This is a genomic window from Enterobacter cloacae complex sp. 402C9, assembly GCF_050030745.1.
GTDB classification, from domain to species: Bacteria; Pseudomonadota; Gammaproteobacteria; order Enterobacterales; family Enterobacteriaceae; genus Enterobacter; species Enterobacter intestinihominis.
In genome coordinates, this window is record NZ_JBLGUW010000003.1 from 1 (window position 1) to 14,322 (window position 14,322).

General features: G+C 48.2%; 13 protein-coding genes. 3 read left to right on the forward strand and 10 right to left on the reverse strand.

The window, feature by feature from the left end; translation table 11 throughout:
* Positions 1-742: 742 nt before the first annotated feature.
* From ACQG1K_RS24720 to ACQG1K_RS24730, 3 genes are read left to right on the forward strand one after another with little or no spacing between them, the layout of a single operon-like run.
* On the forward strand, positions 743-2,152 hold the full coding sequence (locus ACQG1K_RS24720; RefSeq protein WP_098140619.1) for a cytochrome ubiquinol oxidase subunit I: 1,410 nt from the start codon (positions 743-745) through the stop codon (positions 2,150-2,152).
* Positions 2,152-3,162: a cytochrome d ubiquinol oxidase subunit II gene (cydB, locus tag ACQG1K_RS24725; RefSeq protein WP_096489976.1), complete on the forward strand. Its 1,011-nt coding sequence runs from the start codon at positions 2,152-2,154 to the stop codon at positions 3,160-3,162. Before ACQG1K_RS24720 ends, cydB begins: the two co-directional genes overlap by 1 nt.
* A gap of 25 nt (positions 3,163-3,187) precedes the next feature.
* Positions 3,188-3,334: a DUF2474 domain-containing protein gene (locus ACQG1K_RS24730; protein ID WP_000859348.1), complete on the forward strand. Its 147-nt coding sequence runs from the start codon at positions 3,188-3,190 to the stop codon at positions 3,332-3,334.
* A gap of 160 nt (positions 3,335-3,494) precedes the next feature.
* Here the strand turns inward: ACQG1K_RS24730 and ACQG1K_RS24735 are convergent, their stop codons facing one another.
* From ACQG1K_RS24735 to frmR (ACQG1K_RS24780), 10 genes are all read right to left on the reverse strand, one after another.
* Positions 3,495-4,646: an iron-containing alcohol dehydrogenase gene (locus ACQG1K_RS24735; RefSeq protein WP_050886228.1), complete on the reverse strand. Its 1,152-nt coding sequence runs from the start codon at positions 4,644-4,646 to the stop codon at positions 3,495-3,497.
* A 685-nt stretch (positions 4,647-5,331) separates the two neighbouring features.
* Entirely contained in the window at positions 5,332-5,607 is a 276-nt protein-coding gene (frmR, locus tag ACQG1K_RS24740; protein ID WP_050886229.1) for a formaldehyde-responsive transcriptional repressor FrmR, read from the reverse strand.
* 364 nt (positions 5,608-5,971) lie between these two features.
* Entirely contained in the window at positions 5,972-6,403 is a 432-nt protein-coding gene (locus ACQG1K_RS24745; RefSeq protein WP_047402202.1) for a DUF488 family protein, read from the reverse strand.
* 191 nt (positions 6,404-6,594) lie between these two features.
* A complete protein-coding gene (locus tag ACQG1K_RS24750) occupies positions 6,595-8,484 on the reverse strand; it encodes a hypothetical protein (protein WP_426759515.1) in 1,890 nt (629 codons plus the stop codon).
* Positions 8,485-8,687: 203 nt separating this feature from the next.
* Positions 8,688-9,998, reverse strand: a complete 1,311-nt coding sequence (locus ACQG1K_RS24755) for an NAD(P)/FAD-dependent oxidoreductase (RefSeq protein ID WP_042630904.1) — start codon at positions 9,996-9,998, stop codon at positions 8,688-8,690.
* Positions 9,999-10,015: 17 nt separating this feature from the next.
* The gene (gene fghA / locus ACQG1K_RS24760) at positions 10,016-10,846 is read right to left on the reverse strand and encodes an S-formylglutathione hydrolase (protein WP_042630903.1); all 831 of its coding nucleotides are present in this window, start codon (positions 10,844-10,846) and stop codon (positions 10,016-10,018) included.
* Between the two features lie 47 nt (positions 10,847-10,893).
* A complete protein-coding gene (locus ACQG1K_RS24765; RefSeq protein WP_042630902.1) occupies positions 10,894-12,228 on the reverse strand; it encodes a DUF3422 family protein in 1,335 nt (444 codons plus the stop codon).
* A 157-nt stretch (positions 12,229-12,385) separates the two neighbouring features.
* The gene (locus tag ACQG1K_RS24770) at positions 12,386-12,784 is read right to left on the reverse strand and encodes a VOC family protein (protein ID WP_000070400.1); all 399 of its coding nucleotides are present in this window, start codon (positions 12,782-12,784) and stop codon (positions 12,386-12,388) included.
* A 50-nt stretch (positions 12,785-12,834) separates the two neighbouring features.
* Complete coding sequence (locus tag ACQG1K_RS24775; protein WP_000842119.1) at positions 12,835-13,944, reverse strand: S-(hydroxymethyl)glutathione dehydrogenase/class III alcohol dehydrogenase; 1,110 nt, start codon at positions 13,942-13,944, stop codon at positions 12,835-12,837.
* A gap of 58 nt (positions 13,945-14,002) precedes the next feature.
* Complete coding sequence (gene frmR, locus ACQG1K_RS24780; RefSeq protein WP_001120775.1) at positions 14,003-14,278, reverse strand: formaldehyde-responsive transcriptional repressor FrmR; 276 nt, start codon at positions 14,276-14,278, stop codon at positions 14,003-14,005.
* Positions 14,279-14,322 lie beyond the last annotated feature (44 nt).

Here is a 14,322-nt window from a genome sequence, read left to right on the forward strand (position 1 = left end):
GGACCTGCTCCGGACTGAACTGATAGCTGAGGAGTGCCTCTGGTCTCTGACTGTTAAAATAATTGTCTCGCCAGAAAAACGCCTCAAGGGTCCGGATACTTCGGCATAACCAGAATGGGGTCATTTGCCTGTAGGGTCCGGAACTCATCAATGCAGCTGATCCTGAACACCTCCCGCGGTCTGTCGACGGTAGTCAGTTCCTTGTCGATTATTTATTCCTTTGTTTGTGACATCTACTTCTGATACCAGAGCAAAAATCTAATCCATATGTATATGAAATAATTTGTTGTTTAAAAAATGAGATTTAATATCCTTAGCTAGGACACCAGAATATACCTGGTAGAATGCACGAGCATATTGATTTCTTCGTGTATCAGTGGTCAAAACCGGACGGTATGCATATTACAGAAACATCTAATCACCTAAATTTTTCAGTAAGTTACAAATAAATCCCCACTATTAAGAATTACTCTCAACACTATTTGTATCGTGCAGTATCAGGAATGATCGTGCTTACTGACACAATAACGAAAATCCTGCATTTTTGTAATCGACCTCATCTATCACTACATTATTGCAACTTATTGGACACATTTAATCATGTGCTTAACAATGTACTTGCAAGTGAGTTTTTATCTCATACAAAAAAATGATTGTTTTCAATAGTCGAAATTTCTCATCAAGGCTCTGATTTGATAAGAAATAATTAATTATCAGTGTATTATCGGGGTTAAGGTGAACTATGTTCGGATTAGATGCCTTCCATTTGGCCAGGATACAGTTTGCATTTACTGTTTCCTTCCACATTATTTTCCCAGCAATAACCATTGGTCTGGCCAGTTTCCTGGCCGTGCTCGAAGGGTTATGGTTAAAGACACGAAATGACACTTACAAGGAGCTCTATCACTTCTGGTCAAAAATTTTTGCAGTAAACTTTGGTATGGGTGTTGTTTCCGGTCTGGTTATGGCTTATCAGTTTGGTACCAACTGGAGTGGCTTCTCACAGTTTGCAGGGAGTATCACCGGTCCATTGCTGACCTACGAAGTTCTGACTGCGTTCTTCCTTGAAGCGGGTTTCCTTGGTGTCATGCTGTTTGGCTGGAATCGTGTTGGCCCCGGTCTGCACTTCTTTGCTACCTGTATGGTGGCGCTGGGGACACTGTTTTCCACGTTCTGGATCCTGTCATCCAATAGCTGGATGCAGACTCCACAGGGTTATGCCATCGAGAATGGTGTTGTTATCCCTGTAGACTGGCTGAAAATTATCTTTAACCCTTCCTTCCCGTTCCGCCTGTTACATATGTCCACTGCGGCTTTCCTTGCAAGCGCTTTTTTTGTCGGAGCATCAGCAGCATGGCATCTGCTAAAAGGCAATGATACTCCCGCGATTCGCAAAATGTTCTCTATGGCATTGTGGATGGCATTAATCGTTTCCCCGATCCAGGCCGTTATCGGTGATGCGCATGGTCTGAATACTCTTGAGCACCAGCCGGCAAAAATCGCTGCGATTGAAGGACACTGGGAAAATAAACCTGGTGAAGCAACCCCTCTGGTTCTGTTTGGCCTGCCAGATATGAATGCAGAAGAGACGAAGTACAAAATAGAGGTCCCTTATCTTGGCAGTATTATCCTTACACACAGCCTTGATAAGCAGGTGCCTGCCCTGAAGAGTTTCCCTAAAGAAGATCGTCCTAACTCCACTATCATATTCTGGTCTTTCCGCGTAATGGCTGGCTTAGGGATGCTGATGATTCTTCTCGGGGTGGTCAGCGTATGGCTTCGCTGGCGGAAACGTCTCTATACATCTAAACCGTTCCTCTATTTTTCTCTCTTCATGGGGCCTTCGGGACTGATTGCGTTACTGGCCGGTTGGTTCACAACTGAAATAGGTCGTCAACCATGGGTCGTTTATGGCGTACAGCGAACGAAAGATGCTGTTTCTGCACATGGCGATTTACATATGTCAATCAGCTTACTGGCGTTTCTGCTTGTTTACACCTCAGTCTTTGGCGTCGGTTATATATATCTCGTACGTCTGATCAAAAAAGGGCCTGTACATGCTGAGGAGCATCAGGAAGTAACGGATGGAACACCTGCCCGTCCTCTGTCAGCGGTAAATGAGGGTTTGGCAACACGTGGGAGAGACAAATAATGGGTATTGATCTGTCAATTATCTGGTTTGTCATCATCGTCTTCGCTACGTTGATGTATATAGTGATGGATGGATTTGATCTGGGAATCGGTATTTTGTTCCCGTTTCATAAGCACGATGTCGATCGCGATACAATGATGAATACCGTTGCGCCTGTATGGGATGGCAACGAAACCTGGATGGTACTGGGGGGAGCGGCATTGTACGGCGCGTTTCCTCTGGCTTACGCGGTTATCATTGATGCTCTTAGTATTCCGCTTACCGCAATGTTACTTGGGCTTATCTTTCGTGGTGTGGCCTTCGAGTTTCGTTTTAAAGCAATTCCGGAACATCGACCTATCTGGGACAAAGCATTTATCGTCGGCTCTGTACTGGCCACTTTCAGTCAGGGTGTTGCAGTCGGAACCTTATTAAATGGATTGAGTGTGTCCGGACGTACATTTAGCGGTTCTGCATTGGTTTGGCTTGCCCCGTTCCCTCTGTTCTGCGGATTGGGACTGGTTCTGGCCTATGCCCTGCTGGGTTGCACCTGGCTGATTATGAAAACAGAAGACTCGCTTCATCGCAGGATGTCAGAGCTTGCAACTCCGTTAACCCTTGGTTTACTGGCAGTTATTGCAATTATCAGTGTCTGGACCCCATTGACTCATCCTGAGATTGCCAGTCGCTGGTTCAGTATGCCAAATGTCATCTTTTTCCTGCCTGTACCATTGCTGGTCCTTGTTTGTTGCTGGGGTATCGTTCGCAGTGTTTATAGCCGTCGATCCAGCTTTGGTCCCTTTATGCTGACGTTAGGATTAATCTTCCTTGGTTTCAGTGGTCTTGGGATCAGTATCTGGCCATATATCATACCGCCTTCTGTAACCATCTGGCAGGCAGCGTCACCTCCTCAGAGCCAGGGCTTTATGCTAATAGGTGGCTTGTTGATTATCCCTGTAATCCTGATGTACACCTGCTGGAGTTACTATGTATTCCGGGGGAAGGTAAAAACTGGCGACGGTTATCACTAATGGTGAGGTCAATGGAGAAACTTAAATGAAAACCGTTGATGAAACACCTCGTCCATTCTGGAAAAAATTGATGTGGCTGGTGATTATCTGGGCTGTCAGTGTAATGGCGTTGGGGGTCGTTGCTACAATATTCAAATTGCTAATGACAGCCGCTGGGATGAAAACGCACTAACGTTTAAATCGGGTTACCAGAGGTAACCCGATTTTCTTAGTATCAAAAAGACATGTTTATGGCCAATTTCTCTGGTCAGAAGTGATTTAAATTTCTGACCATGAACTTGTACAACTTTCCTTCAGATATAATTCAGATAACGGTGTAAAAAGGAGAATGCTTACATACGAGCTTTGTAGAGCTCAATAATCTCCGAAAGGCTTGCCTGACGAGGATTGGTTAAAGAACAAGCATCATTTAGTGCATTTTGTGCCATAAATGCAAGTTTATCCTCCGTTACACCAAGATCAGCCAGGCGTTGATTCGTACCGACTTTTTGCGACAACATCTCAATTGCTTCGATAGCAGAATTAATGGCCTGCTCCTGAGTCATTGTTGAGACATCAATCCCCATTGCCCGGGCGATTTCAACAAAACGATCGGGAACCTTTTTCGCATTAAATCGGGATACTTCACCCAGCAGGATCGCATTACACAAACCGTGAGACAGATTATAAACGCCACCTAACTGGTGAGCCATTGAATGGACATAACCAAGAGACGCGTTTGAAAATGCCATTCCAGCCAGATATTCACCATATTGCATTGCATCACGTGCTTTGCGGTTTTGGCCATCATCTACAACGTCTTTAAGATTATTAACAATAATTTCAATTGCTTTGATAGCACAAGCATCAGTAACAGGCGTAGCTGCTGTTGATACATACGCTTCAATTGCATGAGTTAAGGCATCCATACCTGTAGTTGCCGTAAGGAACGCAGGCATTGCGACCATAAGTTCAGAATCGTTAACCGCAATGATAGGCGTAAAGTGCTTATCCACTACCGGGTATTTAGTTTCATCTTCCTGGTTAGTGACGATTGCAAATACGGTCATTTCCGATGCCGTACCCGCTGTCGTATTTACAGTAACTAATGGTAATTGTGGTTTTTTGGACAGATGCACACCTTTCGAGTAATCCCGAATATGCCCACCATTAGTGGCCACCAATGCAATACCTTTAGCTGTATCGTGAGAAGACCCCCCACCAAAGGAAATGACAAAATCAGCATTACTTTTTGCAAGCAAGGCTAAACCGTCATCAATATTTTTCTCTGTTGGATTAGGTTGAACACCATCAAATATTGCATAACTAATTTTATGCACCTCAAGCTCATCTGTCAGTTTGTTAACCAGTCCGGTGTCAACCAAAACACGGTCAGTGACGATCAGCGCCTTTTTTAACTCCCTTGAAACAAGTTCATCCCCTAAAAGACGAATAGCATTCAGTCCCATTAGGGTTACAGGCGGCATATAAAATACATTACTCATAGTTAATATCCTTTCGTCAGTTTAAATATTAGAGAGGGCATTTTAAATCTTGATAGCCTTGTTGTTTCTGTGTGTACATTATCTGCTTCATATACTATACGGCAGTATAGTAACTGGCAATACCAATACTGTTGATAAGGATTAAAAAATTATAAACACTTGATTTTTATCTGAAAATATTTTTTGATGTTTGATGAGGACTTGGGTTATCACTTCTGAGTAGTAACCTGTTGCGTGCGGGAAATTTCTTCAGACAGGTCAGGTGACAACGCCGCACAGAATTGGCCTATACAGTGCTGTGACCAGCCCCCAGTACCAGAACTGTCAGTTAGTACTGGTTTTCCGAACAGTGGGCGATTCTGCCCTATCGCCTGGACCGGTCTTGCGACGGTTTACAATTACAGATATCTGTAGGGCGAGGCGGCACCTGGAACACTGGTGCCGAGAATGATTACTGGATCAGAAAACTCAGGGCAGTATGTACTGCGCATGATAACGAAATTATCGCACCTGAACTGATGACAGCATTTGTCGTAGTGGTATACAAAGCAGAAATTAGTTTTGGCTGAACGACACTGGACTCCTGGGACATAGTCAGGGAATGAGTAGTACCTGTGGACTGACTATGCCGTTCGGTTGGTGTTCATAATGACATCCAGCAGTGACCGGGTTTACCGGTCAGTTGCTATTTAAGATAGGCGCGAACCAGTTCAATCGTATCGTCAACTGATTTACTGACTTCATGGCTATAGCTGTCATTCTGGTCAAAGGTTTCTCGTATGTGACTCTCCAGAACCTCAGCCATCAATCCGTTAGATGCGCCACGAACGGCAGCAATTTGCTGGAGAATGGCGCGGCATTCAGCACCATTTTCAAGTGCTCTTTCCAGAGCATCAATCTGCCCTCTGATGCGGCGAACCCGTGTCAGTACCTTTTTTTTCTCTTCCGGAGTACTGGGCATTTCTTACCTCACTATCTTTAAGTTGATATACTGCGTCGGAGTATGCATTATCCGATCAATGAATGTATACCTCCCGTGTAGTATACAAACATAACAGAGCACATACCGATAAGCTTTATTTATAAAATAAAACAACTGGTTATATTATTGGCAAAATACAGACTGAAGGGTGTGATATTAGCCCAAAAGCATGGTCAAAAAAAGCGCGTCGCAAACACAGATTTTCGATATCAAGTCGCTTCCTGTTAGCCCATATTGCTTTAGCAGGCTAAATCCTCTTCCTTTTGTCCGAATATCGTCTGGTACCGTCATAGTCTGTGGGAGCTGTGTTCTGGTGTTCGGGCGTACAGACACAACCCAGCCACTATAAATGCATGATAGTGACATCAGGCCATTTATCTGCCAGGTACTCAGCAACCAGCCGTCTGTGGCAATGATGTGGTTTATGTTCGCTACACAATAAGCAAGCATCAGCAAACTGACTCTTTTCGAGCGATTCGATATGTCTTTTTGTAATCAGATCGATGAAATCCGAAGAATATATCTCCCAGTCTCCTTTCTGTAATTTGTATCGCTCAAACATTTCCCGCGTCGGGGCAAGATCTGGCATATGTGCGTAATCGATATCACATAGAGTATGGGCAAAGAACTTCAGATCGTCCTGTTTTGCAAAACCTGCCAGCTGAGAGCGATTATTGAGACGCACATCCAGAATACGTCTTGCTCCGGATTCCTTCAGGCGCGTAAAAAAATGCTCCGCCGAAGATTGTGTGAAACCAATCGTAAATAGTTTCATCAGGTTCTCCTTACCACCTGCATAACAGTGATGTTTAACACTGGATTAGATTTGGTGTTTTTGCTGTGCCCTGGTACAACAGGTTTCTTATCACGTATTTTTTCAGGTTGTCACAATGACAGGTAAAATGTTCAGGGGATATACCAGTAGCGTGACAGTGTCGTCATTCACGCTATGACGACACTGTCCTTTTACCAGTTCCGTGACAACTCCCGGGCAATAAACGGTGCCGTGCGGCTTTCACAAACCAGTGATACCTGGGCGGGTGTACCTTCTGCAACCAGGTTGCCTCCCTCATGACCTGCTCCGGGACCAATGTCCATAACCCAGTCAGCCTGCACGACTGCACGCATATCGTGTTCAATCACAACTACGGAACCCGAAATACCTGTAACAGCGGTCAGTACCCCCAGAGGAATACAGGCGTCCAGTCCCTTCAGGTTGTGACGGTGAATATCCTGTAATTTTAACCATCCTGCTGGCTGTCGGGCGTATGATTGTGGTGGCCTGATTTCATCAAACAAATACCGTGCCGTTCTGGATTCAGCAATAGCTTTCAGACCTTCAGGTACACCACTGTAGAGAATATGACCGCCCTGTTCTCCTGCAGCGGGTCCCACATCAACCAGCCATTGCGCCCGTCGCATCAGGTCAAGATCATGCTCAACGACAAACACTGAGTTTCCGGCATCCCGCAGGTTCTCCAGAGCATCGTAAAGTGCATGGCTGTCTGCAGGGTGCAGGCCTGCTGATGGTTCATCGAGAACATAGACGACCCCAAACAACATGGAGCTAAGCTGAGTGGCAAGACGCAATCGCTGGAGTTCCCCTGCGGAGAGTGTTGGCGTTGTTCTGTCTAATGTCAGATAACCAAGTCCCAGTTTCTGCAACTGATACAGCCGGTCCATAACACCTCTGGTCAGTCGTTGAGCAGCCAGTCGTTTCTCTGTCGATAATGCTGAGGTCCGGCGGACATCCGGCGTTACAGAATGGACTGCCCTGCCGGAACCGGCGCGTTCTGTCCGATCCCGGCGGGTGATATCCCTGTCAGTATCAGCCCCGGCATGATGCGTACTGAAATCCCCCCGGGAGATAGGAAGAAGCAACTCTGCCAGCTGGTCTAAAGGCATCTGCATAAACTCACCGATGTCCACACCAGCAAAAGTGACTGACAATGATTCCGGTTTAAGCCTTTTTCCGTGGCAGACAGGACACAGTTTTCCTTCCATAAAACTGGAGACGCGTTTCCTCATCAGTGCACTTTGGGTGTGTGCAAAGGTATGCAGAACATAACGTCGCGCCCCTGTAAACGTCCCCATATAACCCGGAGTCATTTTTTCCCTGACTGCGACACGTGTGTCTTCCGGGCTGAGCCCGGGGTAGACCGGCACCGTTGGGGTATCTTCAGTAAACAGGATCCAGTGTCGCTCTTCTTCAGATAACTCTTTCCAGGGGATATCGACGTCATAGCCCAGTGTCACCAGAATGTCGCGAAGATTTTGTCCGTGCCAGGCAGGTGGCCAGGAGGCAATGGCTCTGTCCCGGATACTGAGTGACGGATCAGGTACCATCAGTGCTTCTGTCACATCATAGATATGTCCGAGACCATGGCAGGATGGACATGCTCCCTGAGGCGTGTTAGGAGAAAAATCCTCAGCATAGAGCATAGGTTGTTCTGCCGGATAGGCTCCCGCCCGGGAATACATCATGCGCACCAGGCTCGATAAGGTGGTCACACTGCCGACAGAAGAGCGTGCGTTGCTGGTTCCTCGCTGTTGTTGAAGGGCAACTGCAGGGGGGAGTCCATCAATGGCATCCACATCCGGAACACCGGCCTGATCAATGAGGCGCCGCGCATACGGGGCAACCGATTCAAAGTAGCGTCGTTGCGCCTCAGCATAAATGGTTCCAAAAGCCAGTGAAGACTTACCGGAACCAGAGACCCCCGAAAAGACAACAAGTGCATCACGCGGAACAGAGACATCCACCTCTTTAAGGTTGTGCTCCCTGGCACCACGTACCACAACAGAATTACTGGCGTCTGTCAGGGTTGGGGGGGCACCAAAAAGTTTCTTTGACATAGTTTAATCCTGTAATACGTAAATCAACTTTACTTCTGACGCTGGTTACGTTGAATGGCGTTAACCGATGTGCCGAACCATTAGTTAAGAAGGAATAATGACAAAAGGGATTTATGCAGCAGTAAGCGAATAGCCTGCGCCGGCGCCGGTGATTAAATAAGGAATGCCGCTGATGTTTCAGCGGCATCAGTAAGGTTCAGGTATCACTCTTCTGAGCGGGAATGGACCGCACTCTTATCCGGAGCAGGTGATTTACCTCCCGTGATAATGCGGGCTCCCCTGTATCCGATACTGTGGTTCCAGATCCAGCTGATAGCGACACTCAGCCGGTTTCTGGTTCCGATCAAAAAATACAGGTGGATAATTTTCCAGAACCACCACGCCATGGCTCCCCGGAGTTTTAACCGTCCCATATCAACCACAGCCAGTCCGCGACCTATGGTCGCTAGGTTCCCCTGATGCCGGTACCGGAAAGGTTTCAGGTCAGGTTTTTCATCCTTTAAACGGGACTGGATCAGTTTAGCCACATACTGTCCTTCCTGTTTTGCGGCCGGAGCAATGCCCGGGATCATCCTGCCGTCCTCTCCGGTCACGGCCGCGGTATCACCTATTACAAATATTTCAGGGTGTAACGGGAGCGTGAGATCAGCTCCCACGATAACCCGACCAGCCCGATCAGCTTCCGTCTTGAGCCAGCGTGCAGCCGGAGAAGCAGTGACGCCTGCTGCCCAGATGATCGTTTTGGCAGGAAGAGGTTGCCCACCATATACTACGCCTTCGGCAGAGCATTCCGTTACCGGTTGGCCAAAACTGACTTCCACTCCCAGTTTCTCCAGGGACTGACGGGTATATTCCGATAATGACTCCGGGAAAGCAGTGAGCAATCGTTGTCCGGCTTCAACCAGAATAATTCTGGTCTCTGTCGGATCAATAGAACGGAAATCATTTTTCAGCGTTTTCCTTGCCAGTTCGGCAATGGTCCCGGACAGCTCAACGCCTGTCGGTCCCCCCCCGACAATGACGAATGTCTGGTAGGCAGCCCGTAACGCGGGATCAGTGGTATTCTCAGCTTGTTCAAAAGCGGAAAGGATCCGTGCGCGCAGGGTCGTGGCATCATCCAGGTTCTTCAGTCCCGGTGCAAACTGTTCCCACTCATCATGACCGAAATAAGCGTGCGTGGCCCCAGTGGCAACGACAAGCGTGTCATAATCAATTCGGGAACCATCTTTCAGCAGAACCTCCCGTGAATCGGTATCCACATCCTGGACCTCGGCCATCAGGGTACGTACATCCTCACGATGACGAAACAGAGAGCGAACGGGCCAGGCAATTTCTGCTGATGGCAGTGATGCGCCAGCGACCTGATAAAGTAAAGGCTGAAACAGATGGTGGTTACTCCGGTCAATGATTGTGATCGAAACGCCCGGCTCTTCCAGTTCTCTGACAACGGAGAGTCCACCGAACCCAGCCCCTATCACGACGACATGATGTTTTTGATCGCAGAAATGTACCATAACCATAATTCCTGAATTTAGCGCGTCAGTGCTGCTGCATGATGTGCAATGTGGTCGCCAATGTAGCTGGAGATAAAGTAGTAGCTGTGATCGTGGCCCGGACGCAGGTTAAGCGTCAACGGATGACCGGTGTCCTCACAAACGCTCTTCAGTCTCTCCGGCTGAAGCTGAGTCTTCAGAAACTCATCATTCAGTCCTTGATCTACAAGCAGAGGTAGCCTTTCCTGCGCGTTACGGATCAACTCAACCGTGTCGTACTGCTTCCAGTATTCCCGATCATCACCCAGATAAGCAGACAATGCATTTTCTCCCCAGGGCACCTGAGAAGGTGCGACGATCGGTGAGAATGCGGATACACTCTGATAGCGGCCCGGGTTTCTGAGCGCAATCATCAGGGCGCCATGTCCGCCCATCGAATGTCCACTGATACTTCTTTTATCAGACGCCGGGAACCATTCTTCAATCAGGGACGGGAGCTCGTTTACCACATAGTCATACATTTTGTAATGTGTCGCCCAGGGCTCCTGGGTTGCATTAACATAGAATCCTGCCCCCTGACCGAGAGCGTAGTCAGGATCATCAGGAATATCAGTGCCACGCGGACTGGTGTCTGGTGCCACAATCATGATCCCATGCTCTGCGGCATAACGCTGAACGCTCGATTTGGTAATAAAATTCTGTTCCGTACAGGTCAGACCGGAAAGCCAGTAGAGTACCGGTACATTACCGTTAAGCGCCTGGGGTGGAGTATAAACACCAAATTTCATCGTGCAGCCAAGCGTGCCAGACTCATGCTGATAAACTTCCTGCCACCCATCAAAGCTGGCATGATGTTCAAGACGTTCCATGATTTTCTCCGTATAACGACAGGACAATTAAGCAACAACGTAACAACTCAGTCAGAGTGGTTTTCGTTATGTTCAGGGTCGGTGTGCGAGTTTCTTATTCTTCGCACCACCCACCAAATCGCGAGCACAATGAAGGGCACGAGAATGGCAACCGCCAGTTCAGGTGGCATGACATCGTGGATCCCGGGAACCCCTTTCACCAGATACGAAATCAGACTCACCACATAATATGAAATGGCGGCAACAGACAATCCTTCAACGGTTTGCTGCAGATGTAGCTGTTGTCTGGCCCGGTTATTCATCGAAGCCAGCAGGTCACGGTTCTGATGTTCCAGTTCAACATCTATCCAGGAGCGAAGTAACGAAATAGCCCGCATGAGTTTGTCAGACAGCTTCGCCTGTCGTTCTTTCACAGAACGGCAGGTTCGCATGGCTGGGGCAATGCGCCGTTGCAAAAAATCAGCCCAGGTGTAGTAGCCTGGAACCGGCGTTTCGGAGAGCGTATTCAGCCTTTCCTCAACAATTTCATAGTAGGCCTGGCTTGCGCCAAACCGGTACAGATTCGCTGCAGCGCCGGCTTCAAGTTCTGCGGCAAGATTGGTCAACGCAGAGAGCAACTGTTCATTTTTACGATGCTCTCCGGTGCGCATTTCTTCTGTAATTTCAGCCAGTCGGTTTTCCACTCGCCTCAGTTCAGAGGCCATGGTTCTTGTCAGTGGTAAAGAAAGCAAAGCAAGCGTGCGATAATTTTCAATCTCAAGCAGCCGCTGAACCAGTGCACCCAGCTGTGCCTCTGTCAGGTCCCGTTCAAGTATCAGAATGCGTGTCAGTCCGTCTTTATCCTGGCGAAAATCAGAGATAATTGCGGCACGGCCATTTTCTGTTACTGAATAGCACCTGCTGACAGGATCTAAATTCGTTACTGCAGCCTCAGATTCTGCAGTCCATGGCAGAATATCCAGACGGGTACCACAGATAACCGAACCCGGTGGCGTGAAACCATGCCGGAAGGGGTTCTCTCCCCTTAACTGTCCGTCACGCGGATCGCATGTGGTACTCCATAAGTAGGTGGAAAACTCACCGTGTTTTTCACAATACAAAGCGCCTTCCCGCCACGTGATACCGTGCAGGGGGGCTGAATTTTCTGATGGTGTTAAACCAAGACGATCTGACAGCTCAACCATGACCCGCTGGTCACCTGACTGGTCGCCTTTAGTCATGAAAGCAAACTGCAGCAGGGTCTGTGGTGATGTGATAAGCAGGTGCGGACGCGCATGTACTTCATTGACAGCGGCCGTTCTGTCTTTATGAGCCGGCATCCCGTACACGGTTTCGGGCGATTGCATCTCAGAACGGATAGCAGATAATGCTGACTCTTTCATAAGACTCTCTCTTTTTCTGACGGCCAGTCACATTACGCTTCGAGAAAGATACCCGCAGACGTAAACGTCTGCGGGTTGATCTTCATAAGCTGGCACAACTCATACCGTTCGCCTGACTGACAAACCGTACAACATTTGTGCCGGATGCACCCTACGATCAGATGAAGGTATAGGAGCAGATCTTGTTACCAGCCGGATCACGCAGGTAGGCAGCATAAGCACCTGGCAGATGACCACGAGGACCCGGTTGACCTTCATCAGTCCCGCCAGCAGCCAGGCCTGCGGCATGGAAAGCGTCAACTTCAGCAGGCGTGGCGGCAGCAAAGCCAATCGTCACACCATTGCTGGATGGCGCTTCACCATTGCCAGGACGGGCAATGATGAAAGCCGGCTTGTCACGGCCAAACAACACCCAGCCATTACCAAAAGGACCAAGGTTGTTGATACCGAGTGCACCTAAAGTGGCGTCATAAAACTCAGCCGACTTTTGAACATCTACAGCACCGATAAAGACGTGAGAGAAGATGCCATTGCCTGAAATAACTGGATTGGACATGGATTGTTTCCTTTAAAACTAATATTGAAAGATCGCCAGTGAAACCTGAATCAGTAGTGGATCACTGTACGAATAGATTTGCCTTCATGCATCAGGTCGAAGGCGTCATTAATCTCTTCAAGGCCCATGGTATGAGTCACGAATGGTGCGAGATCGATTTCGCCTTTCATCGCATCTTCAACCATGCCCGGCAGCTGGGTACGACCTTTAACACCACCAAAGGCAGAACCCTTCCATACACGGCCGGTGACCAGCTGGAATGGACGAGTGGAGATTTCTTTACCTGCGCCAGCAACACCGATAACGACGGACTGACCCCAGCCACGGTGTGCCGCTTCAAGTGCAGAACGCATTACGTTTACGTTACCGATACATTCAAATGTATGGTCGACACCCCAGCCTGTCAGTTCAATGAGAACGTCCTGGATAGGTTTGTCGTAGTCTTTCGGGTTAATGCAGTCAGTTGCACCAAATGAACGGGCCAGGTCAAATTTCTCCGGATTGGTATCGATGGCAAAGATACGACCCGCTTTTGCCTGACGCGCGCCCTGTACCGCTGCAAGGCCAATACCACCCAGGCCAAAAATAGCAACCGTGTCACCTGGCTGTACTTTCGCAGTGTTGTGAACCGCACCGATACCTGTCGTTACGCCACAACCCAGCAGACAGACATGTTCATGATTCGCCTGTGGATTAATTTTGGCTAAAGACACTTCTGCGACGACGGTATACTCACTGAATGTAGAGCAGCCCATATAGTGGAAAAGAGGCTGGCCCTTGTAAGAGAAACGGGTCGTGCCATCAGGCATAAGTCCTTTACCCTGGGTGGCGCGAACAGAGACACACAGGTTAGTTTTTCCGGATTTACAGAACAGACACTCGCCGCATTCTGCCGTGTAAAGCGGAATAACATGATCGCCAGGTTTCACACTGGTGACCCCTTCGCCGACTTCCACAACAACACCCGCACCTTCATGACCCAGTACTGCCGGGAACACACCTTCCGGATCATCACCGGACAAGGTAAATGCATCAGTGTGGCAGACGCCGGTATGGGTGATTTTTACCAGTACTTCACCCTTACGAGGCGGCTCCACATCAATTTCAACGATCTCGAGGGGCTTACCAGGAGCAAATGCTACAGCTGCACGTGATTTCATATGTCATATCCTTTTATTACTGTTTTTACTGACCCCATCAGACGTCTGCCTGGCAGAGTTAACGGAGATAGGAGCGAACAATGGAAATAGCGTCGTTGATAGATTTCGTCTGCGACCCCCTTCTTTTGTTCGTATCGGGAAATTCTTCCCTGAGATAGCTTTCCAGAACAACAGTCATCAGGCCTTTAACGGCTCCTCGTACCGAAGCCAGTTGCTGCAACAATGAAGAACATTCCGCTTCGTTTTCAATCGCCTGTTCCAGCGCTGCAATCTGACCTTTGATACGTCGTACCCGGACAAGCGCCTGTTTCTTTTCTTCTGGAGAATGTGGCATTGATTGTCCCTGTTAATCAGGATTGAAGAGACTATAGTATACCC